Annotated in this window: 18 protein-coding genes; 4 read left to right on the forward strand and 14 right to left on the reverse strand. The window is 69.9% G+C overall.

Features of this window, described 5'->3' with window-relative positions:
• Nucleotides 1-2: 2 nt before the first annotated feature.
• From AB0N61_RS15600 to AB0N61_RS15655, 12 genes are all read right to left on the reverse strand, one after another.
• Nucleotides 3-2,822, reverse strand: a complete 2,820-nt coding sequence (locus tag AB0N61_RS15600; RefSeq protein WP_363365256.1) for a beta-L-arabinofuranosidase domain-containing protein — start codon at nucleotides 2,820-2,822, stop codon at nucleotides 3-5.
• Nucleotides 2,819-4,261, reverse strand: a complete 1,443-nt coding sequence (locus tag AB0N61_RS15605; RefSeq protein WP_363365257.1) for an aminopeptidase P family protein — start codon at nucleotides 4,259-4,261, stop codon at nucleotides 2,819-2,821. The genes AB0N61_RS15600 and AB0N61_RS15605 overlap by 4 nt, the downstream gene beginning before the upstream one ends.
• Nucleotides 4,258-5,550 carry an alpha/beta hydrolase gene (locus AB0N61_RS15610; protein WP_363365258.1) on the reverse strand — a complete coding sequence of 431 codons (1,293 nt, stop codon included), beginning with the start codon at nucleotides 5,548-5,550 and terminating at the stop codon, nucleotides 4,258-4,260. The genes AB0N61_RS15605 and AB0N61_RS15610 overlap by 4 nt, the downstream gene beginning before the upstream one ends.
• Entirely contained in the window at nucleotides 5,547-6,470 is a 924-nt protein-coding gene (locus AB0N61_RS15615) for an ATP-binding cassette domain-containing protein (RefSeq protein WP_363365259.1), read from the reverse strand. The genes AB0N61_RS15610 and AB0N61_RS15615 overlap by 4 nt, the downstream gene beginning before the upstream one ends.
• Nucleotides 6,467-7,366, reverse strand: coding sequence for an ABC transporter ATP-binding protein (locus AB0N61_RS15620; RefSeq protein WP_363365261.1), 900 nt, complete (start codon nucleotides 7,364-7,366; stop codon nucleotides 6,467-6,469). The genes AB0N61_RS15615 and AB0N61_RS15620 overlap by 4 nt, the downstream gene beginning before the upstream one ends.
• Complete coding sequence (locus AB0N61_RS15625) at nucleotides 7,363-8,361, reverse strand: ABC transporter permease (RefSeq protein WP_167947137.1); 999 nt, start codon at nucleotides 8,359-8,361, stop codon at nucleotides 7,363-7,365. The genes AB0N61_RS15620 and AB0N61_RS15625 overlap by 4 nt, the downstream gene beginning before the upstream one ends.
• Entirely contained in the window at nucleotides 8,358-9,332 is a 975-nt protein-coding gene (locus AB0N61_RS15630; RefSeq protein WP_167947139.1) for an ABC transporter permease, read from the reverse strand. Before AB0N61_RS15630 ends, AB0N61_RS15625 begins: the two co-directional genes overlap by 4 nt.
• A gap of 2 nt (nucleotides 9,333-9,334) precedes the next feature.
• Complete coding sequence (locus AB0N61_RS15635; RefSeq protein WP_363365262.1) at nucleotides 9,335-11,035, reverse strand: ABC transporter substrate-binding protein; 1,701 nt, start codon at nucleotides 11,033-11,035, stop codon at nucleotides 9,335-9,337.
• A 190-nt stretch (nucleotides 11,036-11,225) separates the two neighbouring features.
• On the reverse strand, nucleotides 11,226-12,548 hold the full coding sequence (locus AB0N61_RS15640; RefSeq protein WP_363365263.1) for an enolase C-terminal domain-like protein: 1,323 nt from the start codon (nucleotides 12,546-12,548) through the stop codon (nucleotides 11,226-11,228).
• On the reverse strand, nucleotides 12,545-14,131 hold the full coding sequence (locus AB0N61_RS15645; protein WP_363365264.1) for an aldehyde dehydrogenase (NADP(+)): 1,587 nt from the start codon (nucleotides 14,129-14,131) through the stop codon (nucleotides 12,545-12,547). The genes AB0N61_RS15640 and AB0N61_RS15645 overlap by 4 nt, the downstream gene beginning before the upstream one ends.
• Before the next feature lie 37 nt (nucleotides 14,132-14,168).
• The gene (locus AB0N61_RS15650; RefSeq protein ID WP_363365265.1) at nucleotides 14,169-15,104 is read right to left on the reverse strand and encodes a 5-dehydro-4-deoxyglucarate dehydratase; all 936 of its coding nucleotides are present in this window, start codon (nucleotides 15,102-15,104) and stop codon (nucleotides 14,169-14,171) included.
• 116 nt (nucleotides 15,105-15,220) lie between these two features.
• On the reverse strand, nucleotides 15,221-16,198 hold the full coding sequence (locus tag AB0N61_RS15655; protein ID WP_363365266.1) for a 2-hydroxyacid dehydrogenase: 978 nt from the start codon (nucleotides 16,196-16,198) through the stop codon (nucleotides 15,221-15,223).
• A gap of 260 nt (nucleotides 16,199-16,458) precedes the next feature.
• Here AB0N61_RS15655 and AB0N61_RS15660 point away from each other — a divergent pair, with 260 nt between their 5' ends.
• Genes AB0N61_RS15660 through AB0N61_RS15675 form a run of 4 tightly spaced genes read left to right on the forward strand, consistent with a single transcriptional unit; the run spans nucleotide 16,459 to nucleotide 20,734 of the window.
• Nucleotides 16,459-18,027: an ABC transporter substrate-binding protein gene (locus AB0N61_RS15660; RefSeq protein WP_363365267.1), complete on the forward strand. Its 1,569-nt coding sequence runs from the start codon at nucleotides 16,459-16,461 to the stop codon at nucleotides 18,025-18,027.
• Nucleotides 18,028-18,056: 29 nt separating this feature from the next.
• Nucleotides 18,057-19,046, forward strand: coding sequence for an ABC transporter permease (locus AB0N61_RS15665; protein ID WP_363365268.1), 990 nt, complete (start codon nucleotides 18,057-18,059; stop codon nucleotides 19,044-19,046).
• Nucleotides 19,039-20,004, forward strand: a complete 966-nt coding sequence (locus AB0N61_RS15670; RefSeq protein ID WP_363365269.1) for an ABC transporter permease — start codon at nucleotides 19,039-19,041, stop codon at nucleotides 20,002-20,004. The genes AB0N61_RS15665 and AB0N61_RS15670 overlap by 8 nt, the downstream gene beginning before the upstream one ends.
• Nucleotides 20,005-20,008: 4 nt before the next feature.
• Nucleotides 20,009-20,734 carry a sulfite exporter TauE/SafE family protein gene (locus AB0N61_RS15675; protein WP_363365270.1) on the forward strand — a complete coding sequence of 242 codons (726 nt, stop codon included), beginning with the start codon at nucleotides 20,009-20,011 and terminating at the stop codon, nucleotides 20,732-20,734.
• Nucleotides 20,735-20,751: 17 nt separating this feature from the next.
• Here AB0N61_RS15675 and AB0N61_RS15680 read toward each other — a convergent pair whose 3' ends face one another.
• Together AB0N61_RS15680 and AB0N61_RS15685 are read right to left on the reverse strand one after the other, a co-directional pair.
• Entirely contained in the window at nucleotides 20,752-21,732 is a 981-nt protein-coding gene (locus AB0N61_RS15680) for a 2-hydroxyacid dehydrogenase (RefSeq protein WP_363365271.1), read from the reverse strand.
• The gene (locus AB0N61_RS15685; protein ID WP_363365272.1) at nucleotides 21,729-23,042 is read right to left on the reverse strand and encodes a glucarate dehydratase family protein; all 1,314 of its coding nucleotides are present in this window, start codon (nucleotides 23,040-23,042) and stop codon (nucleotides 21,729-21,731) included. The genes AB0N61_RS15680 and AB0N61_RS15685 overlap by 4 nt, the downstream gene beginning before the upstream one ends.
• Nucleotides 23,043-23,077: the final 35 nt, after the last annotated feature.

Genomic DNA, 23,077 nt, shown 5'->3' on the forward strand with positions numbered 1-23,077 from the left:
CGTCACGAGAGATCCCCTCGTGCGGGCAGGATCAGCCGCTGCCGGGGCTCCTCGTTGCCCGCCCGGTCGGTCGCCGCGAACTCGATGATCTGCTCCTCGTCGGAGAGAGCGCGCACGAAGGCCTCCTGGAACGTGGCCCAGAACGTGCCGGGGCCCTCCCACTGGATGCGCTCCACACCCGACACCTCGTCGGTCGCCGTCAGCGTGATCTCGACGCTCGATCCGAGCCGGCGCACGGCGGCCGTCGAGAGCGGCGCCCCGGTGTCGACCGCGATGTCACGGGCCGCGTGGCCCGTGGCCCCCGACGCGTCCGTCGCTCGGGCGCGCACGCGGTGCTCTCCGTCACCCGGCAGCGAGAAGGGGCCGTCGTACGGCATCCACTCCCCGTCGCCCAGCGACACCTCGACGTGCAGGCCGCCGACCCCGGCGAGGTCGTCGGCCTGCACGGCGATCATCGGAACCTCGGTGAACCAGCCCGACGGCGCGGGCAGGAGGCCCGTGGTGATCGCGACCGCGGGAGCGATCGGCGCGTCGGCGAGGCCGCGCGGCACGTGCCACTCGACCAGACGGATGCCGTCGGAGTCGACGCTCTCGCGCCAGCCCACGGCAGCGCTCCCGGTGTCGACGACCGTGCTGCGGCGGATGCCGCCCTGTGCGTCGACATCGGCTGCGGCCGCCGCCTCCAGCACGCGGACGAGCTCGGTCTGCGAGAGCAGGCCGTCTCGGCGGGCGGCCGTCGCCGTCTCGGCGACCCGGTCGAGGAACGCCGCGCGCGTCTGCGCCGCGGGCTCCCGCCAGATGTCGTCGAGCAGAGACGAGCCGTCGTCTCGTGTGCGCACCGGCACGTCGGTGTCGGCTCCGACGAAGCCGATCTTGTCTCCGGAGGCGCGCACGTACATGTGGTACCGCTCGTCGCTGCCGGTCCAGACGGGTGCGAACCGCACTCCGGCGATGTGCACGGCGCCGTCGGCCCGCAGTGCGCGCTCGACCGCATGCGCGGAATCGGCGTCGTCGGCGAGGAGCGAGCCGTCGAGCCTGCGCCGCTGGGTCAGCGCCAGGTCGAGGGTGGTCGTCGCGTCCGAGCGCGCGACCAGCACGGTCGGTCCGAACTCGATCGACTGCAGCGCGAGGTCGTCGGGCGTCGACACGGCCCGCAGCGAGGCGCGCGTCTCGATGCGCAGCACCTCGCCCGAGGTCCACGACCGCCGCACGACCAGGTAGCCGCCGTCGATCGGCGCCGAGATCGCCTCGTCGCCGATCCGCACGGTCGGCGGCTCGACCACCCACTCGGGCACACGGATGCGCAGCGTGAGCGTCGTGCCGTCGGCGATGCCGTCGATGCGCAGCTCGGTCGCGCCGCCGAGTGGCTGGGTGGTCTGCATCCGCACGGTCGCGTGCTGCTCGCGCCAGTCGAGGGTCGCGGGCACGAGCAGGTTGACCCAGAGCTCGGGATCCGCGAGGGCGTCGGCCGCGGTGAAGAACACCGTGTCCTGGTACTTCACGTGGTTCTCGAGTCCCGTGCCGCCGCAGCACGTGCCGATGTTGTCGTACTCGGCGACCGTGCCCGGGTTGACCGGGAACATGTAGGCGACCTCGGGGCTCGTGTCGGAGTCGACGTCACGACGCGACGCGAGGATGTGGTTCAGCACCCCGCGCTCGTAGTAGGCCATGAACCGGGGCTCGCGGGTGAGCGAGAACAGCTGACGCGCGAGCTTGAGCAGGTTGTACGTGGCGCAGGTCTCGGCGTTGCGATGGCCGATGTCGCCGGCGACGGTGTGCGGCGGACCCCACAGCTCGCTCTCGCCGGTGCCCCCGTGGGCGAACATGCGACCGGGCACGATCTGATCCCAGAGTCCGAGCACGGCGTCGAGATAGCGCCGGTCGCCGGTGAGGTCGTATTCGTGGAGGTAGCCGATGAGCTGCGGCAGGTGCTGGTTCGCGTGCATGTCGGTGAGGACATCGCGTCGTTCGGCGCCGGCGGCGATCAGGTCGTCCTGGTCGAAGAGACGGGCGACCTCGAGGAACAGCGGCTCGTCGGCCACGACGCTCAGTCGCGCCATGGTCTCGTTCATGCCGCCGTACTCGCCGGCGATATACAGCGACCACATGCGCTGGATGCGGTCATGCTCGAGGCGGGTGAGCCGGTGCGCCACCCAGTGCCCCATCGAGACCGCGATGTCGCGGGCCTCGGCGCTGCCGGTCAGCTCGTACGCGTCGAGCAGGCCCGCCATGATCTTGTGCGTGGTGTAGTACGGCGCCCAGATCTCGCCGTACGGGGCGTAGTCCTCGAGGCGCGAGAACTGCCACTCGCCGTAGGCGGCCAGGAATCCGGGATGCGAGTAGCGACCCGTCGCGGCGAGCGCACGCTGCACCTCGCCGAGGCCGGCGACGAACTCGTCGACCTTCGCGCGCAGCGCCTCGTCGCGCTCTCCCGCGTAGGCGAGCGAGAGCATCGAGAGGAAGTGCCCGGCATAGTGTCCGCGCAGCAGGTTCGCCGTCTGCGCGTTCTCACGTCCGGGGTAGTCGTGCTCGCCCCACGCCTGCTCGCGCGGGTGCCCGAAGTCCTCCCAGTTGCCCGGAGCCGACGCGCCGCGGGTGTCGAGCCCGGCGTTCGCGCGGAAGACGGCGAGCAGGCGGTCGACGGGATAGACGCGGGCGAGGTGCAGCATCTGGTTCTTCGCGCGGGCGAAGACGCTGTCGTCACCGAGGCGCACCCGATCGAGGGGGAACGGCCGCAGCTGCGCGGCCGAGAGGATGCCGGTGGGCGAAGCCGTGTCGTCGGCGTCGGCCGCGACTCGGGCCTGCATCTGACCGCGGGTCATCGCGCCTCCCACTGCCGCCGCGTCCACTCCTCGATGCCGGAGGCGTCGATGGGGAGCCCGTCCGAGAGGACGTCCGATCCACTGGGGGTGACGAGGATGTCGTCTTCGAGGCGCACGCCGATGCCGCGCAGCTCGGGCGGCAGGGTCAGATCGTGCGCGTGGAAGTAGAGACCCGGCTCCACCGTCATCACGACGCCGGGCTCGAGATCGGCGCCCATGTAGTCCTCGTAGTGCGCCTGACTGCAGTCGTGCACGTCGAGTCCGAGATGATGGCCGATGCCGCACGCGAGATAGCGCCGGTGCTGCTGCCCCTGCGGAGAGAGCGCCTCATCGACCGAGACCGGAAGCAGCCCCCAGTCGTGCAGTCCCTGGGCGACCACCTGCATCGAGGCGAAGTGGAAGTCGAGGTACGGCGTGCCGGGGCGGATCTGCTCGAGTCCCGCGCGATGCGCCTTCTCGACGAGGTCGTGCACCTCGCGCTGGGCGGGGCTGAAGGATCCCTGCGCCGGCACCGTGCGGGTGACGTCGGCCGTATAGAGAGAGCGGGCCTCGACGCCCATGTCGAGCAGCAGCGCCTGGTCGGGGTGGATCGGCCCGTCGCAGCGCACCCAGTGCAGGATCGGCGCGTGCGAGCCCGAGCCGACGATCGTCGAGTACCCGGGGCCGTTGCCGTGCGTGCGGGCGTGCCGGTCGAAGGTCCCCTGCAGCCAGCGCTCGCCGCCACCGTCGGCGATCGCACGGGGAATCTCCGACACCACGGCGGCGAATCCCGCGACGGTCGCGTCGATCGCCAGACGCAGCTGACCGATCTCCCACTCGTCCTTGATCATGCGCAGGCGAGAGAGCGTGCGCTCGAGGTCGGGAGAGATCGCGAGGTCGTGCTCGACGGCCAGCGCTGCGGCGGAGCGCGCGGCGAGTGCACCGCGCAGGTCGGCTGCGCGGGAGGCGAGCGCCTCGAGGGGCTCGACCGCGATCTGCAGCTCATCGGCCCATTCGGCGAGTCCGGCCGACGGCCCGACCCAGAGCTCGCCATGCAGCGCGTTGCTGAAGAAGCCGTCGTCGCCCGGGCGGAACGGCGCGGGCATGTAGAGCACGGCATCGTGCCCGCCGGGACGCGCCCACATCACGAGCGTGGCGTCTTCGGCCTGGCATCCACTCGCCCAGACGAAGCTGCTGTCGGCACGGAACCCGTACGACGAGTCGTCGTTGCGCACCGGCGCGATGCCCGAGCTCAGCACGAGCGTCTCGCCGGGCATCGCCGCGCTCAGACGCTCGCGGTGGGCCGCGGCCGCGTGCGCTGTTCCGACGGGGAGGTCGGGCCGGGTCGGCACGTCGTCCCATCCCTGCGCGATGAACTCGCGGAAGGCGGGGATCTCCGCCAGCCTGGGGTACCGGGTGCCGGCATACGGCGGGCGTGCTCCGGTGGTCGTCTCGCTCATGCGCGCTCTCCTCCGCGGTCTCGGACGAGGTCTCTCAGTCGCGTCAGCGTGCGGCCGGAGCCGATCCCGTCGTGTTCGTATTCGTTGGTCACCCAGTACTGCGAGGACCCGAGGCCCTCGAGCGTCTGCAGCTGCAGACCGGCGTCGACGTACATGTCGTCGAAGTAGACGACCGCAGCCACCGGCACCTCGTTGCGGGCGAGCGCTGCACGGTCGTAGAGCGGCGACCAGTCGGTCTTGGCGGCGAGCTGGTCGACGGCGGTGCGGAACCCCCGCAGCAGGCGCACGTCGTCGAACATCCACGGGAACGCCATCTCGCCGGTGAAGAGCAGCGGCCGACGGTCGTCGTCGAACTGCGGACGCCGTTCGCGCTCGGCCTGGGCGGCCCAGGCGGTCGGCCCGCTGTCGGGATCGCCGTAGATCGACTCTTGCAGCGTCCAGAACAGCGGATTGCCCGCGCTCGACGACAGCGTCATGACGTCCTGCAGGAACGCCGTCGACAGCTGGCCCGGACGCACGAACGCCTTCTCGACCAGCCAGTGCAGCCGCTCGAAGCCGGGCTTCATGCCGAAGTCGATCCCCAGCGACTGCCACCGCCGCACGGTCAGCAGATCGCCGTCGGGCAGAACCACGTCGCCCTCCGCGATCCGATCGGCGATGCGCGCGACGGCGCGCTCGTCGTCGGGGAACCGGCGGTAGAACTCGGCGGTCTTGGCCTCGACGCGGTCGAACGTGCGGCGGTACACCTCGCTCGCGCGCGGGGGGATGCCGGGCACCCCGCCGCAGATGTAGCTCGCGGTGAGCCCCTCGGGCGCGAACGACAGGTAGGTCAGGGTGATCCACCCGCCGAAGCTCTGCGCGAGCGTCGCCCAGCGTCTGCCGTCGTACAGGTGCTCGCGCACGTGCTCGAGGTCGCGCACGTGCGAGTCGGCGCGGAAGCACGCCAGGTACTCGCCGCCCGCCTCGCCGCGCTCGGCGACGATCGCGGCATCGAGCGGTGTGCTGAGCCCGGTTCCGCGCTGATCGACGAGCACCACGCGGTAGTCGCGCAGCGCCTCGTCGATCCACCCGTCGCGGCCGAGCGGGCGGGGGTTGGCCCCGCCCGGCCCTCCCTGCAGATAGGTCAGCAGCGGGCGATCGGCGGTGTCGACGTCGGGGTCGACCAGCTCGCGCACGAACAGCTCGACGGTCTCGCCGTCGGGAGCGCTCCAGTCGAGCGGCACCGTCGTGCGGTACTCGCGGACGCGGATGCCGGGCAGCATGTACTGCGCGGTCGCGGTGCGGGTCATCGGGGGTCCTCCGGGTTCGATGCGGCGGGTCCGGCCTGCTGCACGGCGGACGCCGCGGCCACGGCATCCGCGCTCCGACCCCCGCGTGCCGCCTCGGCCGCGCGGCGTCGGGCATCCCAGTCGGGATTGATGCGCGGCACGGCCTGCAGCAGGGTCTTCGTGTACTCGTGCTCGGGGCGCTCGAAGATCTCGTCGCGCGAGCCCGTCTCGACGATCGCACCCTGCGACATCACCGCCACCCTGGTGGCGATCTGACGCACCACGGCGAGGTCGTGTGCGATGAAGAGGTATCCGAAGCCCTCGTCGGACTGCAGGTCGCGCAGCAGGTTGATGACCTGCGCCTGCACCGACACGTCGAGCGCCGACACGGCCTCGTCGCAGATGACGAGCTTCGGACGCACGGCCAGCGCGCGGGCGATCCCGATGCGCTGCGCCTGCCCGCCGGAGAACTGCGCGGCATAGCGCTCGGAGTGCATCGGGTTGAGGCCGACGCGCTCCATGAGCTCGCGCGTGAAGGCGCGGGCGCCGCCGGGGATCTTGCGCCCCTGGTAGACCAGCGGCGCCGTCACCAGACGCTCGACCGTGTGCTTGGGGTTCAGTGACGAGTAGGGGTCTTGGAAGATCACCTGCACGGCGCCGCGGAACTCCCGCAGCTCGCCGCCCTTCGCCGTGGTCACGTCGGCGCCCTCGAACTCGAGCGTGCCGCTGGTGGCATCCATCAGCCGCGCGACGAGACGCGCTGTCGTCGATTTGCCCGATCCCGACTCGCCCACCACGGCGAGGGTCTCGCCCCGGCGCACCTCGAGAGAGACGCCGTCGACCGCGCGGAACGTCTTCGACTTCCCGAGGGGGCCGCCCGATCCGGTCGAGAACTCCTTGACCAGGTCGGTGCCGCGGAACAGAGGCGTGTGGGCGCTCATCGTGCGCTCCTCTCGTCGTGGGGCACCGTGATCTCGGTGGTGCGCAGCACTCCGATCTCGTCGTCGATACGCGGCACCGCGTCGAGCAGCCGGCGCGTGTAGTCGGCCTGCGGGTCGCTGAAGACCTGCTCGACGGGTCCGCGTTCGACGGTCTCGCCGGCGCGCATCACGACGATCTGATCGGTGACCTCGCTGACGACCGCGAGGTCGTGGGTGATGAGGATGAGCCCGGCCCCGGTCTCGCCGCGGATCTCGTCGAGCAGATCGAGGATCTGCGCCTGCACGGTCACGTCGAGCGCAGTGGTCGGCTCATCGGCGATGATCAGGTCGGGTTCCATGCTCAGCGCCATGGCGATCATGATGCGCTGTCGCATGCCGCCCGAGAACTGGTGCGGATAGTGGTCGACCCGGCGCGCGGCGTCGCGGATGTGCACCCGCTCCATCGCCTCGATCGCGACCGCCCGCGCCTGCCGGCGCGAGACGCCGCTGCGGTGCGAGAGGTAGGCCTCGGCGATCTGCGTGCCGACCTTGTAATAGGGGTTCAGGGACGACAGCGGATCCTGGAAGATCATCGCGATGCGGTCGCCGCGGATCCGCCGCGTCTCGCGCTCCGGGGCGCCGAGCAGCTCGGTGCCGTCGAAGCGCACCGAACCGGTGGCCGTGCCGCCCTTGGGCAGCAGCCCCATGATCGCGAGGCTCGTCATCGACTTGCCCGAACCCGACTCGCCCACGATGCCCAGCGCACCCCCGCGGGGCACGTCGAACTCGAGGTCCTTCACCACGCTCACCGGACCCTGTGCGGTGCGGAACGACACCGTGAGGTCGCGCACCGACAGCAGCGGACCGCTGCCCGTGCCGCTCGCGGGCGCCCCGGCGGTGTTCTCGATGTCGCTCATGCGGAGGCCCCCGTTCGGACGCGCGGATCGATCGCGGTGTACAGCAGGTCGACGACCATGTTGCCGATGATCACGAAGAACGCCGACAGCAGGGTGACGGCCATGATCACCGGCTGGTCGTTGGACGTGATCGAGTCGGCCGTGAGCTTGCCGACGCCGTTGAGGCCGAAGACGGTCTCGGTGATCACCGCGCCGCCGAGCAGACCGGCGACATCCATCCCGAAGATGGTGACGATCGGCGTGAGGGCAGGGCGCAGCGCATGACGCCGCCAGACCAGTCCCGGCTGCAGACCCTTCGCCCGCGCGGTGCGCACGAAGTTCTCCTGCAGCGTCTCGATGACGTTCGCGCGGGTGAGGCGCGTGTACACCGCCGCATACCCGACGGCGAGGACGATCCACGGGAGGATGAAGTTGAGGAACCACTGCACCGGGTCGTCGGAGAACTTCACCGCCTGCGGGAACGGCAGCCAGCCGAGCGCCACCACGAAGATGAACTGCAGCGCGAGGGCGAGCACGTAGTTCGGGATCGACATCGACGCGAGCGTGAGTCCGGCGAAGAAGCGGTCGAGGAACTTCCCCTCCTTCACGGCGCTGAGCACGCCGGCGACCACTCCGCCGAGCAGCCAGAGCACCGCTGCGCCGATCGCGATGGTCGCCGTGATGGGCAGTCGCTGCACGATCATGTCGCTCACGAGCTGGCTCGACTGGAACGAGTAGCCGAGGCACGGAGCCGGGCACTCGACCGGGGCACCCGCGACCATGAACGTGCGTCCGGTGAACAGACCGCCGACGTAGCCCCAGAACTGGGTCCAGAACGGCTGGTCGAGCCCGAGGTTGAGTCGGATCTGCTCGATGCGCTCGGGCGTGCAGTTCTTGCCGCAGATCTGCACCGCGGGGTCGGCCGAGAGCAGGAAGAAGATCGCGTAGGTGAACAGCGTCACCAGGAACAGCACGACGAGCATGCCGAGCAGACGTGAGCCGACGATGCGGATCATGAGCGGGCCTCCCCACTGGTGGCGATGGTGCGGATGCGGTCGCCCAGGGTGGTGAACGAGAGCACCAGCAGGAAGAGGAACGTACCGGGGATCACGAAGTACATCGGATCGACGGCGTACCAGGGGGTCGCGGCGGCGATCATCTGGCCCCAGCTCGGCGTGGGCGGAACGACGCCGACGCCGAGGAACGAGAGCCCGGCCTCGGTGCCGATGTAGCCGGGGACCGCGAGCGTCGCCATGACGATGATCGTGGACTGCAGGTTGGGCAGGATCTCGCGGAAGATGATCCGACCGCTCGATGCGCCGGAAGCCTTCGCGGCCTCGACGAACTCCCGCTCCTTCAGAGAGAGCGTCTGCGAGCGCACGATGCGGGCCAGGTAGGGCCATCCGAACAGCGAGATGACGACCACCAGCAGGAAGACGCGGTTGTCGGCGGGGAGGGCCGAGAGGATCGCGATCATGAAGATGAGGGCGGGGAACGCCATCAGGAACTCCATGACGCGGGAGACCACGAGGTCGATGAGTCCGCCGAAGTATCCGGCGAGGAGGCCCATCACGACGCCGATCACGGTGGTGAGCAGCGTGGCCGAGAGGGCGACGGTCATCGAGACGCGGGCGCCGTAGGCGATGCGGGCGAAGATGTCGCGGCCGCTGCCCGGCTCGACGCCGAACCAGTGCTCCGCGCTGATGCCGCCGAAGGGGCCGATCGGGATCGCTCCGAGGTTCGGGTCGATCGCCGACTGGTCGAACTGGTACGGCCCCCATCCGCTCAGCATCGTCAGCAGCGGAGCGAAGATCGCCATCAGGATGATGAGGAGGATGTAGGCACTGGAGAGCATCGCTCCCCAGTCGGTCAGGAACGCGCGCAGCAGCCGCCGGCCAGAGGCCGGGGGTGACTCCAGTGTCGTTTCGAGACTGGAGTCACCCGCCGGCGTGGCTTCGGACTCGAGCGATGTCGAGCTGAAGGTCATGCTCAGCCCTTCGAGGGGTCCTTGAGACCGATGATCGTCAGGTCCGTGAGGTTGGTGCTGGGGTAGTAGCCGGCGACGTTCTCACCGGGCAGGAAGATCCCCTTGCTGAACACGAGCGGCGCGATGGGCGACAGGCCCATGATCTGCTCGTCGAGGTCGCCCCACGCGGTCTTCGCCTCGTCGACGTCGGTCATCGCGGTGATCTCGTCGATGCGGTCGTTGATGGCCGGGTCGTTGATCTGGGCGAGGTTGGAGTTGCCCTTCTCGAAGATGTTCCGTCCGTCGAACAGCGGCGGGATGATCGTGCTGGCGCTCGATGCCCAGTCCGGGCACCATCCGGTGATGGCGGCGTCGTGCTGCTGCGCCGGGGTGCCGATCGTCTCGTAGTAGATCGAGGTGTCGATGACGTTGAGGTTCACCGTGATGCCCAGCGGCTCGAGCGCCTGCTGGATCGCCTCGGCCTGACCCTGCATGAGCGGCTGCGAGCGGATGTCGAGCGTGAACTCGAAGCCGTCCGACAGACCGGCCTCGTCGAGCAGCTCCTGGGCCTTCTCGCTGTCGCCCTTGTCGCCGTCGCTCTCCCACAGGTTGAAGTCCTTGAAGCTCGAGACCACCGGCGGGATGATCGTGTACGCCGGGTCGGCGAGCTGCGTGCCGCCCGAGGCGTTCACGAGCGCCGAGCGGTCGATCGCCCAGTTGACGGCGTCGCGCACGTTCACGTCGTCGAACGGCGCCTTCGTGGTGTTCATCGACATGTACGTCGTGCAGAAGGCGTCGGCGGTGATCGCACGGTCCTTCAGCTGCGGCGTCTGCAGTCGAGGCAGGGTGGCCGCGCTGACCGTTCCGGCGATCGCGTTCTGGTCGTCGCTCTGACCGGCGATCATGCGCTCGTCGATCGTGGCGGCGTCGATGCCGATCTCGAACTCCCAGTTGTCGGGGTAGGCCTTGCGCACGTCGTCGGTCGCGTCGTCCCAGTACTCGTTGCGCTCGAGCACGATCGAGCTGCCGGGGGTGTAGTCGGCCAGCGTGTACGGGCCCGACGCGATGATGTCGTTGATGAACTCGTCGCCGGCTCCGGTGCCCTCGGGGAAGGGCACGGCGTTGGGCTGCGCGAGCACGTTGTCGAACTCGGGGAACGGCTTCTTCAGGTGGAAGACGATCGTCTTGTCGTCGGGCGTCTCGATCGTGGGCAGGTCGCCCGTGACGTACGGACCCTGGTAGCCCTCGGGGGCGTCGATGACCTGGCGCAGGTAGGGCGAGCCGATGCCGACCTGGGGGTCCCACGAGCGCGAGATGCCGAACTTCATCGCCTGGGAGGTGATGGGGGTGCCGTCGTCGAAGAAGATGTCGTCCTTGAGCGTGTACGTCCAGGTGAGACCGTCGTCCGACGCCTCGCCGAGCGACTCGGCCAGGTCGGGGACGATCTTGTTGGGGTCGTCGGCGTCACCGGCGGCCTGCATCGTGAGGCCGCGGTAGATGAGGCGGTAGAACGCGTTGACGCCGCCGTCGAACCCTCGGGCGGGGTCGAGGTACGAGAAGTCGGCGTTCTGCAGCATGTGCACCGTGCCACCCGCCTGCGGGGTGCCGTCGGTGCCGGCCTGAGAGGCGTCGGAGTCGCCCCCTCCGGCGGAGCAGCCGGTGATGAGCAGAGCGGATGCGGCGGCCGCGGCGATGAACCCGGGGAGCCTCTTCGATGTGGTCACAGGACCAGACCTTTCTGTCGTTAGCGCCATTGCGAATGGTTTCCATAGAACCCCATGACAGTGCAATGTACAACTGTACTGGTGGAACTTTTCTACCCCAGGATGCGCGCGATCCTCGATCTCGTAACATGATCGTCACTCGTCGACGCACCCGCAGAGGGCGGGATTACTCCTCTGAACGGGGAATCAGTCAGCGAACGAGGCAGGGCCGCTTGCTGTCGAACCGCCAGTCGGGCACGAGGTACTGCATGGCGATCGCGTCGTCTCGCGCACCCAAGCCGTGCTCGATATAGAGCTCGTGAGCCTCCTCGAGCCGCGCGCGATCGATCGTCACGCCGAGCCCCGCCCGGTCGGGCACACGCACCGCGCCGTCGCGGATCTCGGGCGCATCGACCGTCAGCTGCTGGCCGTCCTGCCAGATCCAGTGCGTGTCGAGCGCCGTGATCTCGCCGGGCGCCGCGGCACCCACCTGCGTGAACATCGCCAGCGAGATGTCGAAGTGGTTGTTCGAGTGCGACCCCCACGTGAGGTCGAAGTCGTTGCACAGCTGCGCCACCCGCACGGACCCGGCCATGGTCCAGAAGTGCGGGTCTGCGAGCGGGATGTCCACGGCATCCGAGCGGATGGCGTGCGCCATCTCGCGCCAGTCGGTCGCGATCATGTTGGTCGCCGTGCGCAGTCCGGTGCGCCGTCGGAACTCGGCCATGACCTCTCGGCCCGAGAACCTCCCCTCCGCACCGCACGGGTCCTCGGCATAGGCGAGCACGTCGCGCAGCCGTCGACCGATGCGCACCGCATCCTCGAGCAGCCACCCGCCGTTCGGGTCGAGCGTGATGCGCGCCTCGGGAAATCGCTGGGCGAGGGCGGTCACGACGTCGGCCTCGACTTCGCCGTCGAGCACCCCGCCCTTGAGTTTGAAGTCCGAGAAGCCATAGCGCGCCTGCGCCGCTTCAGCGAGGCGCACCACGGCATCCGCCGTCATCGCCTCTTCTCGCCGCACGCTCTCCCAGCCGTCGCCGCTCTCGCGGACATAGGGGAGGTCGGTGCGGTCGGGGTCGCCGATGAAGAACAGGTAACCCAGCATCGGCACGCTCTCGCGCTGCTGGCCGTCGCCGAGCAGCTCGGCGACGGGCACTCCGAGGTGCTGCGCGTGGAGGTCGAGGAGCGCTGACTCGACACCGGTCACCGCGTGCACGGTGGTGCGCAGATCGAACGTCTGCAGTCCGCGGCCACCGGCGTCGCGGTCGGCGAAGCGGGTCGCGATCGACCGCAGCAGCGAACGGTATCGACCGACCGGCTGGCCCGCGAGCGTCTCGCCGGCCTCGACGATGGTGCGGCGGATCGACTCTCCGCCGGGAACCTCGCCGAGTCCCTCCCGCCCGTCGGAGTCCGTCACGATGACGATGTTGCGGGTGAAGAACGGCCCGTGGGCGCCCGAGAGGTTCAGCAGCATCGAGTCGTGGCCGGCGACCGGAACGACCTCGACCCGCTCAATGGTGGGAACGGCGCTCATGCCGACGCCTCGCGCCGTCCGTCGATGAGACGCGGGACGTGCCAGGGATTGGCGTCGCGCAGCGCCTCGGGCAGCAGCTCGTCGGGGATGTTCTGGTAGGCGACCGGGCGCAGGAAGCGATCGATCGCGAGGGTTCCGACGCTCGTCGTGCGCGAGTCGCTCGTCGCCGGGAAGGGCCCGCCGTGCACCATGGCGTGCCCGACCTCGACCCCCGTGGGCCAGCCGTTCGCGAGGATGCGCCCGACCTTGCGCTCGAGCACCGGCAGCAGGGCGGCCGCGAGCTCGTGGTCGTCGGCACTGAGCTGCAGCGTGGCAGTGAGCTGGCCCTCCAGCCGCGACGCGGCCGCGACCAGCTCGGCGACGTCGCCATAGCGCACCACCAGCGAGGCGGCGCCGAAGATCTCCTCGTGCAGCACGTGGTTGTCTTCGAACGAGTCGAGGTCGGAGGCATGGATCACCGGCGCAGGAGCATGCGGCCCCTGGCCGTCGGTCCCCCTCGCGAGGACCTCAGCGTTGGCATCCCTCGTCTCGACGCCCTCGCGCCACGCGGCGGCGATGCTCGGAGAGAGCATGGTCTGCCCGGTGGCCGCGCGCAGCGTCTCGGACACCGCCTGCAGGAAGGCATCGCCCTGTTCGCCGCGCGGGACGAACACGATCCCGGGCTGCGTGCACAGCTGCCCGCTCGATCCCGTGGCGCTCTGCACGTATCCCGCGGCGAGCGCGGCGACATCGCCGCACAGCGCGCCGGGCAGGATGAAGACGGGGTTGACCGAGCTCATCTCGGCGTAGACCGGGATCGGCACCGGCCGCGCCTGCGCGGTGCGCACGAGCGCCAGACCGCCCTCGCGCGAACCGGTGAAGCCGACCGCCTGGATCTCCGGGTCGGAGACGAGCGCCTGTCCGACGCTGCGCCCCGGCCCGAAGATGTGCGAGAAGACTCCCGGGGGCAGGCCGTTCGCATCGATCGCGCGGGCGATCGCCGACGCCACGAGCTCACTCGTGCCGGGGTGCGAGCTGTGCGCCTTGAACACGACCGGGCAGCCGGCGGCCAGGGCGGATGCCGTGTCTCCGCCGGCGGTCGAGAACGCGAGGGGGAAGTTCGACGCGCCGAACACCGCCACCGGCCCGAGAGGGATCTTGCGCTGACGGATGTCGACACGAGGCACCGGCGTGCGGTCGGGTCGCGCCGGATCGATGCGCGCGCCCCGGTGCTCGCCGGCTCGGACGACCTCGGCGAACAGACGCAGCTGCCCGGTCGTGCGCGCACGCTCTCCGGCGAGGCGTGCCTGCGGCAGCCCGGTCTCCTGCATCGCCCGCTCGATCAGCGCGTCGCCGATCGCCTCGATCTCGTCGGCGATCGTCTCGAGGAAGGCCGCGTGGGTCTCGGGCTCGAGGCGCGAGAACGTGACGAAGGCCTCAGCGGCCGCGGCCGTCGCCTCGCGGAGCTGATCGACGTCGATCTGCGAGTAGGGCGGGTCGAGCTGCTCGTCGGTGTCGGGCGCAATCGCGTGCAGTGCCGAGCCGGAGCCGGGCACGGATCGTCCGGCGATCGAGGAGTGCCCGGTGAGGACGGTGGCGGTCATGTCACTCTCCTGGAGTCGAGGGTGGGAACGGCGGGGATCAGACGGGAACGGACTCGAGCAGTCCCGCGCGATCGAGAAGCTGCGCGAGGTCTGCGTCATCCTGCGCGGACAGGTCGTGCAGCGGCGGACGCACCGGCCCGACGCCGCGGCCGGTCAGACGCAGCCCGGCCTTGACGATGGAGACGCCGAAGCCACGACCCCGATCGCGGATCGCGATGTAGGGCAGCACGAAGCGTCCCAGCTTCTCGGTCACCGCCGCGCGATCCTGTGCGCGCACGTCCTGATAGAACTCGAGGGCGAACTCCGGCACGAAGTTGAACATCGCCGACGAGTACGTGCTCATGCCCATCTGCAGCAGCGGCAGCGCGTAGGTCTCGGCCGTGGGCAGTCCACCCAGGTAGAAGAGGCGCTCGCCGTTGCGGACGTAGACCGACGCGAGGTGCTCGATGTCGCCCGTCGCATCCTTGAACCCGATGACGTTCTCGTGTCGGTCGGTGAGGATCGCCATCGTCTCGGCCGAGTAGATCGCGTTGCCGCGGTTGTAGACGATGATCGCGAGGCGGGTCGCCGAGGCGATCGCCGAGACGTGCTCGAGCAGACCCCGCTGGTCGCATTCGGTGAGGTAGGGCGGCAGCACGAGGATGCCCTCGGCGCCGGCCTCCTCGGCGGCGCGGGCGTTGGCGATCGCGTGCCGGGTCCAGCCGCCGGCCGACGCGAGCACCGGCACCTCGGGCCGCGACGACTGCACGGCCGCGCGGACGACCGCGGCCGACTCGGCGGCATCCAGGCTGAAGCCCTCGCCGGTGCCGCCGGCGGCGAACAGACCGGCGACGCCGAACCCGGCCTGCCACTCGACATGCTCGCGGTAGCGCTTCTCGTCGACGTCGAGCTCGGGCGTGAAGGCCGTCGCAGGGAACGAGAGAAGGCCTTCGCGAAGGTGGTCGGCCAGCTCGGTGGGCGTGAATCGTGCCACGGTGCACTCCTGGGGTGTCGCGCCGGAGTCCGGCTCGGATCTGAACATTCGTCACGCTATGCGTGAAACGATGCGCCTACAAACCAAATGGTGGATGGATCAATACCGTCGCTGCATCAGACGCGAGACATCTCGGGCACCGGCGTCGGCAGGGGCTGCCCCGCGAGGTGGGCGCGGAGGTTCGCCAGCGTGAGATCGCGCATGTCGCGCCGGGTCTCATGGGTGCCGCTGCCGACATGGGGCAGCAGTGTGACGTCATCACGGATCAGCGCCTGCGGCACGTGCGGCTCGTGGGCGAACACGTCGAGACCGGCGCCGGCGATCTCGCCTGCTTCGAGAGCGGCGATCAGCGCGCCTTCATCGACGACCGATCCGCGCGCGATGTTCACCAGGAACCCCTCGGGGCCCAGGGCACGGATCACGTCGGCATCCACGAGGTTCTCGGTCGAGGCCCCGCCCGGAACCGCGACGACGAGCACGTCCGCTCGGCGCGCGAGATCGACGGCGGATGCCACGTGCTCCCACGGCACCCCCTCGACCGGGCGTCGGGTCGTGTAGAGGATCGTCGTGTCGAAGGCGGCGGCGCGATGCGCGATCGCCTGGCCGATGCGGCCGAGGCCCAGCACGCCGACGGTGCTGCCCGAGAATCGACGCGTCAGCGGAAACCCGCCCGACTCCCACCGACCCTCGCGGAGGAACCGCTCGGAGGCCCCGAACCGCCGGAAGACGTCGAGCATGAGCCAGAGCGCGGTGTCGGCGACGCAGTCGGTGAGGACGTCAGGGGTGTGGGTCACCTGGATGCCGCGCGCCACCGCCTGGGCGACATCGGTCGTGTCGTACCCCACCCCGAAGTTCGCGACCATCTCGAGGTTCGGCAGCGCCGCCATGAGAGCGGACGGAACTCCGTTGCGGCCGCTCGTGACGACGGCGCGCACCTTCGCGGCATCCGCCGGATCGAGGGTCGAGGCGTCGTCGGGAAGCCGCACGACGGAGTACTCGTCCTGCAGCACTCGTTCGAGGGAGTCGAGCAGAGGCCCCGCCTGGGCGACGGTGCCGGGAGCTGCGGAAGACGGGGAATCGGGGAAGTTCGTCATGGCGCGAGACTAGGGGCAGCCAACGATGCAGTTCCATAAGCGAAGTTGCATGGATTGATGCGTGCGGTGAATCCATGGCCGGAGATCGGCGGAATGCCGCGGATCGCATCCGAGCCCGAGGATGCGCTGGGGCGTTCGTGCCCGACCCCGGCCGCCGATGCACCCGACGCATCGGTTGACGGCTCACTGAACCGTCTGCGACATTCACAACGAGCCGAGTGCCATCGTGGGCCTCGACCGCCCCCTACCTGGAGGAACCGATGAAGCTTTCTTCCCCCCGACGCAGAGCGGCCCGGGCTTCTGCCGTCACCGCTGGAATCGCATCGATCGCCCTGCTCGCCTCGTGCTCGGTCGCGAACTCGGAGTCGCAAGACGGCGGCGAGGGCGGCGCCGAAGACACCCTGCGCGTCGTGCTCACTCAGGAGCCGCCGACGCTCGAGGCGTGCGACGCGAACCTCACCTCGACCGGCGTGGTCGTGCGCAGCACGGTGACCGAGCCGCTCGTCGAGCGCAACCCGTCGACCGGAGACCTCGAGCCCCTGCTCGCCACCGAGTGGGAGCAGACCGGCGACACCGAGTGGACGTTCACCGTGCGCGACGACGTCACCTTCCAGGACGGCACTCCGTTCGACGCGGAGGCGGCCGCCTACTCGATCGATCGCGCCGTCAACGGCGACCTCGGCTGCAACGTCGAGGGCTACATCTTCGGCGACGACGACCTCGAGGTCGAGGCGACCGACGCCACGACCCTCACGGTCACCACGCCGAGCCCCGACCCGATCCTTCCGCTCAAGCTCTCGTTCATCGAGATCGTCTCGCCCGAGACCTCGAACACCGAGTTCGTGCGCGAGCCCATCGGCACCGGCCCCTACGCGATCGCCGACTGGCAGGCCGGCACCAAGCTGACCCTCGACCGCAACGACGACTACTGGGGCGACGCTCCGGAGTTCGCGTCCGTCGAGTACCAGTGGCGCTCGGAGGGCACCGTCCGTGCCGCGATGATCACCAGCGGCGAAGCCGACATCTCCCTCGGCCTCAGTGCCGAAGACGGCATCGGCGACCTGGGCGTCAGCTACCCCAACAACGAGACGATCGCACTGCGCTTCTCGGGCCAGACCGCGCCGCTCGACGACATCCGCATCCGCCAGGCGATCAACTACGCGATCGACCGCGAGGGCATCGTCTCATCGCTCTACCCCGATGGCGACGTGGTCGCCGCACAGCTGATCCCCGAGGGCATCGTCGGGTTCAACGCCGACCTCGAGCCGTGGGAGTACGACCCCGAGAAGGCCAAGGCCCTCGTCGAGGAGGCGGCGGCAGACGGCGTCCCCACCGACACGAAGATCCTCATGCCGGTGCGCACCGCGCAGTTCCCGAAGGTCAGCGAACTCGGCGAGGTCCTGCGCGAGCAGCTCGCCGCCGCCGGTCTCAACGTCGAGCTGCGCATGGTCGACACGACGCAGCACCTGCAGTACCAGCTGAGCCCCTTCGTCACGAACGAGGGCCCCATCTCGATGCTCATCCAGCACGGCAACCAGGCGGGTGACGCGCAGTTCACGGTCGAGCAGTACATGCTCACCGGCGGAGCGCAGGCCGAGTTCGGTGACCCGGGTCTGGACGAGCTCATCACCACGGCACGCACCCTGACCGGCGACGAGCGCCAGGCGGCGTATGAGGATGTGTTCGCGTACGAGCGTGAGAACGTCGTCGCGCTCGCCCCGATCGCGCACCAGACGGTCATGCTCGGCCTCGCCGACCGCGTGACCTACGAGCCCAACTCGTCGACCGGCGACGAGCTGCGCATCAAGGAGGTCTCGCTCGCGGGCTGACCGCGGGCGAGAGGGAGAGGCGGGCGACCATGTGGACCTACCTGAGAAAGCGGATCCTGCAGAGCGCACTGCCGCTGATCGCCGTCGTACTGGGTGTCTTCGTGCTCGCCCGTCTCACCGGCGATCCGTCGCAGCTGTACCTGCCGCTGAACGCCACCGAGCAGATGCGCGAGGACTTCGCCGCGCGGAACGGCTTCGACCAGCCGCTGTGGCAGCAGATGGGCGACTACTTCCTCGGCGTCCTGCAGCTCGACTTCGGTGTGTCGCTGCGCACCGGGGAATCCGCCGCCGAGATGGCGCTGCGGGCCTTCCCCGCCACACTCCAGCTCGCCGCGGTGACGATGGTCCTCGCGATCGTCGTCGCCGTGGTGCTCGGCAGCTGGGCGTCGCTGAAGCCGAACGGCATCGCCGACCGCATCGTGAGCTTCTTCTCGATGACGGCTGCCAGCGTGCCCGACTTCTGGGTGGCCATCCTCGGCATCTGGATCTTCGCGATCACCCTGGGGTGGCTGCCGACCTCCGGCACCGAGGGAGCGCTCGTGTGGATCCTGCCGGTGGCCACGCTCATGCTGCGACCGGTCGGCGTGCTCGCCCAGGTCGTGCGCGGGTCGATGGTCACCGTCCTCGGCCAGCCCTACATCCAGGTCGCCCGCAGTCGCGGTGCCGGCCAGATGTACATCGTGCAGAAGCACGCGCTGCGCAACGCGGCCGCGCCCGCCCTCACGGTGGCCGGTGACCTGACCGTCGGCCTCATCAACGGCGCCGTCGTCGTCGAGTCGATCTTCGGGTGGCCGGGCATCGGCAAGCTCATGATCGACTCGATCCTGCAGCGCGACTTCGCAGTGCTGCAGGCCGCGGTGCTGATCACCGCACTGGCGATCTTCGCCCTCAACATCATCATCGACCTCGGCTATGCGCTGCTCGATCCCCGGGTGCGGCCGACCTCTGGCGCCAAGGCCCGTCGCCGCGGCCCCGGGGCGCTCTCCGACACGAAGGCAGAGGTGCTGACGAATGTCTGACAACGCATCGACCGTCACCGTCCTCACGCAGAAGGCGCGTGGATCCCGCTCGTCGGGTCGCGCCAACCTCTGGCAGCTGCTGCTGAAAGACAAGGTCGCCACCGCGGCCGCCATCGTGCTGTCGTTCATCGTGCTGACCGCGATCGTCGGTCCGTCGCTGTTCGGCGAGATGGCGCAGAAGCAGGACCTCAGCGCGCGCAACATGCCCCCGTTCAGCCTGGAGCTCGGGTGGGAGTACATCCTCGGCAGCGACTCGCTGGGTCGCAGCCTGCTCGCCCGCATCATCACCGCGGCGGGAACGACCCTGGGCGTGGCCGCCGCCGCCGTGCTCGTGTCGGCGATCGTCGGCTCGATCTGGGGGCTGTGGGCGGGCTTCCACCGCGGATGGCGCGAGTCGGTGTCGATGCGCATCGCGGACGTCATCATGAGCTTCCCCTCGCTGCTGCTCGCCGTGGTGATCCTGTACGTGTTCAACCCCAGCGCGGCGAACATCGTGCTCGTGCTCGCGATCACCCGCATCCCTCTCTACCTGCGCACCGCACGAGCGGATGCCGCCGAGCTGCGCTCGCGCATGTTCGTCGACGCCGCGACGAACTTCGGGGCCACGAACAGGGCCATCGTCTTCCGTCACATCGTCCCGAACGCCCTGCCCACGCTGGTCACGCTCGCGACACTCGAGTTCTGCTACGTGATGCTGGCGGAGTCGTCGCTGAGCTTCCTCGGCATCGGCATCCAGCCGCCCGACGTGAGCTGGGGCCTCATGGTCTCGCAGGGACGCCAGTACCTCGCCGAGGCGTGGTGGCAGTCGGTGCTCCCCGGTCTCGCGATCGTCATCACCACGGTGTGCGCGAACGTGCTGGCCGCGTGGCTGCGTCTCGCGACCGACCCCGGGCAGCGCTGGCGCCTGCAGAGCAAGAAGCGCCGTCGCCTGATCGGCTCGATCGCTCCGCGACGCTGATCCTGTGACGCCCGTCGAGTTCGCACTGCTGGCCGCGGTCATCCTCGTCGCCAGCTGCCTGCAGGGCTCGATCGGGTTCGGTATGGGGATGCTGGCGGCGCCGTTCATCGCCCTGATCGACACGACGCTGCTGCCGGTGCTCGTGATCATGCTGGCGATGGTGGTGACGCTGATCGTGGCGGTGATGGATCGCGCGGCCCTCGACCTCCGAGGGGCCGGCTGGGCATTGGCGGGCAGGGTGCCGGGAACCGTCGTCGGGGCGGGACTCGTCACCGTGATGTCGGCGACGGTGCTCTCGTGGGCGGTCGCGGTCGTCGTGCTGCTGGGAGTCGTCGTGTCGCTGCGCGGCTGGCGCCCGAGGGTGACGCGGACGACGCAGGCTGTCGCCGGGGCGCTCTCGGGAGTCATGGGCACCACGACGTCGGTGGGCGGGGCGCCCATGGCGATCATCTGGCAGGGGTCCGAGGGGCCGCGGCTGCGCGGCACGATGTCGGCGTTCTTCCTGGTCGGCTCGTCGCTGTCGCTCGTCGCCCTGTTCCTGTGGGGCGCGGTGCCGCCGCACGCCCTCGCCACGGCCGCGTGGATGGCTCCCGTCGCGGTCGCCGGCGTCGTGCTGTCGCGATTCGTGAACCGGTTCCTCAACCGCCGGCGCACACGCGCGATCGCTCTCGCGGCATCCGCTCTGGGCGCGCTGACGCTGATCGTCACCCGCCTGCTAGAGCTGTTCTGACGCGGATGCCGGGTGCCTCAGCGCACGCGGCGCTCGAGCGGGAGGCCGGCGTCGAGCAGGTCGATGTTGCGGGCGATGTCGGCGGCGCGCGCGACGAAGACCTCACGGGCGTGACCCGAGTAGTGCGGGGTCAGCACGACCCGGTCGAGCCCGGCGAAACGCTGCACCGCCGGTGGCGCGGTCGTGCCCTCGGGCGCACCCCACCACACGTCGATCGCGGCTCCCCCGAGACGCCCCGCGCTGAGGGCGTCGTAGAGCGCGTCTTCGTCGATGAGTGCGCCACGGGCCACGTTGATGACCAGAGCCTCGGGGTTCAGCTGGGCGAGCGCGTCGGCGTCGATCATGCCGCGCGTGCTGTCGGTGAGGGGCGCCGTGACGACGACGACATCGCTCTCTCGCAGCAGCGCATACAGCTGATCCTCGCCGTAGACGTGGTCGAGCAGCTCGGTGCCTGCGCCGCCCGCGTCCGGATGCCGACGCATGGCGATCACGCGCATGCCGAAGGCCTTCGCGAGGTGGGCAACGGAGCGGCCGATCTCGCCGAAGCCGACCAGCCCCAGAGTGCTGCCGGCGAGCGAGCGGTGGTACGGGGCGTCGGCGGTCGCGATCGTGCGCCACTCCCCCCGACGCATCTCGGCGTCGGTGTCGAGCACTCGGCGGCGCAGCATGAGGGCGGTCATGATCACGTGCTCGGCGATCGCGGCGCCGTGGTGGCCGGTGTTGCACAGCGCCACGCCGTCGGGCACGGCACCGGCATCCACCCGGTCGACTCCCGCGCCCGTCGCGTGCACGAGTCGCACGCGGTCGCCGCCTGTCATGTCATCGAGGGTGAGCCGCGAGCAGACGACGACGTCGGCGCCGTCGATCGCGGCCCTGGCAGAGCCCGGTACGTCGAGGTCGGCGAACACCCACTCGTGCTCGCGCGCGGTGCGTCGCAGATCGTCGGCGAACGCCGACATGATCGGATCCGTGACGGCGATGCGCAGCGGCGCGGTCACCAGCGGGGGCTTTCGAGCACGTATCCGGGGTCGATGCGCTGCATGTAGCCGGTGTCGTCACGCTCGCGGATGCCGCCGTCGACGTACTGCCGGTGCAGGCGCTCGAGGGCATCGGGGTCGAGCTCGACGCCGAGTCCCGGCGCGGTCGGCACGGCCAGCGACCCGTCGCGGAACGCCAGCACGCCCGGAGCGATGACGTCCTCATCCTCGCGCTTCCAGGGCCAGTGGGTGTCGCACGCGTAGCCGACGCCCGGGGTCGCCGCGGCGAGGTGGGTCATCGCGGCGAGACTGATGCCGAGGTGCGAGTTCGAGTGCATCGACAGCCCCCAGCCGAAGGTCTCGGCGAAGCCCGCGAGCAGGCGCGAGCGCTCGAGCCCGCCCCAGAAGTGGTGGTCGGAGAGCACGATGTCGATCGCGCCGAGGCGCACGGCATCCGCGATGTGCGAGAACGCGACGACGCACATGTTGGTCGCGAGCGGCAGATCGGTGTGGCGGCGCACCTCGGCCATGCCCTCGAGCCCCGGCGTGGGGTCTTCGAGGTACTCGAGCACGTCCTTCAGCGCGTCAGCGACGTGCAGCGAGGTCTCGACGGTCCAGGCGCCGTTCGGATCGATGCGCAGCGGGTGATCGGGAAAGGCCTCGCGCAGGGCGAGTATCGCCGCGATCTCCTCGTCGGGAGCGAACACCCCGGCCTTGAGCTTGAGCGCGGTGAAGCCGTAGTCATCGACGATGCGACGAGCCTGGGCCACGATGCCGTCGGGGGTGACCGCCTCGCCCCAGTCGTCGGCGTCGGCCCCGGGGTGGCCGGCCCACTTGTAGAAGAGGTAGCCGCTGAAGGGCACCGCATCGCGCACGCGCCCGCCGAGAAGTTCACTGGCCGGCACGCCGAGCAGCTTGCCGCGGATGTCGACGGTCGCGACGTCGAACGGCGAGAGCACCCGGTCGCCCGTGCTCGTGCCGGTGACCATGCCCGACATGCCGTGGCCGCCGCGGACGGCGTCGGTGGCGACGCTGCGCTCGACCCGCATCCGCAGATCGTTGATCGCGAACACGTCGCAGCCCAGCACCGCCTCGGCGGCGACCCGCAGACGCTGCAGGTGTGCCGCATCGCCATAGGTCTCGCCGAGCCCGAGCACTCCCGACTCCGTGGTCAGCTGCACGATGGCCCGCAGGGCGAGCGGCTCGTGCACACCGACGGTGTTGAGCAGCGGCGGATCCTGGAACGCCACCGGGGTGATGCGGATCGACCGCACGGCGTTCTCGGGCAGCCGCGTGGCCGCGGGGACTGACAGCAGGAACTCTTCGGACATCACGCCTCCGTCGGTGAGATTCCGTGGACCCCCGC

The organism is Microbacterium sp. NPDC089320 (genome assembly GCF_040684875.1).
Classification (GTDB): Bacteria; Actinomycetota; Actinomycetes; order Actinomycetales; family Microbacteriaceae; genus Microbacterium.

Excerpts from the sequence above, each read along its gene's own strand:
- AB0N61_RS15600 (WP_363365256.1), bottom strand. The coding sequence starts at position 2,822 with ATGACCCGCGGTCAGATGCAGGCCCGAGTCGCGGCCGACGCCGACGAC.
- AB0N61_RS15605 (WP_363365257.1), bottom strand. The coding sequence starts at position 4,261 with ATGAGCGAGACGACCACCGGAGCACGCCCGCCGTATGCCGGCACCCGG.
- AB0N61_RS15610 (WP_363365258.1), bottom strand. The coding sequence starts at position 5,550 with ATGACCCGCACCGCGACCGCGCAGTACATGCTGCCCGGCATCCGCGTC.
- AB0N61_RS15615 (WP_363365259.1), bottom strand. The coding sequence starts at position 6,470 with ATGAGCGCCCACACGCCTCTGTTCCGCGGCACCGACCTGGTCAAGGAG.
- AB0N61_RS15620 (WP_363365261.1), bottom strand. The coding sequence starts at position 7,366 with ATGAGCGACATCGAGAACACCGCCGGGGCGCCCGCGAGCGGCACGGGC.
- AB0N61_RS15625 (WP_167947137.1), bottom strand. The coding sequence starts at position 8,361 with ATGATCCGCATCGTCGGCTCACGTCTGCTCGGCATGCTCGTCGTGCTG.
- AB0N61_RS15630 (WP_167947139.1), bottom strand. The coding sequence starts at position 9,332 with ATGACCTTCAGCTCGACATCGCTCGAGTCCGAAGCCACGCCGGCGGGT.
- AB0N61_RS15640 (WP_363365263.1), bottom strand. The coding sequence starts at position 12,548 with ATGAGCGCCGTTCCCACCATTGAGCGGGTCGAGGTCGTTCCGGTCGCC.
- AB0N61_RS15645 (WP_363365264.1), bottom strand. The coding sequence starts at position 14,131 with ATGACCGCCACCGTCCTCACCGGGCACTCCTCGATCGCCGGACGATCC.
- AB0N61_RS15655 (WP_363365266.1), bottom strand. The coding sequence starts at position 16,198 with ATGACGAACTTCCCCGATTCCCCGTCTTCCGCAGCTCCCGGCACCGTC.
- AB0N61_RS15660 (WP_363365267.1), top strand. The coding sequence starts at position 16,459 with ATGAAGCTTTCTTCCCCCCGACGCAGAGCGGCCCGGGCTTCTGCCGTC.
- AB0N61_RS15665 (WP_363365268.1), top strand. The coding sequence starts at position 18,057 with ATGTGGACCTACCTGAGAAAGCGGATCCTGCAGAGCGCACTGCCGCTG.
- AB0N61_RS15670 (WP_363365269.1), top strand. The coding sequence starts at position 19,039 with ATGTCTGACAACGCATCGACCGTCACCGTCCTCACGCAGAAGGCGCGT.
- AB0N61_RS15685 (WP_363365272.1), bottom strand. The coding sequence starts at position 23,042 with ATGTCCGAAGAGTTCCTGCTGTCAGTCCCCGCGGCCACGCGGCTGCCC.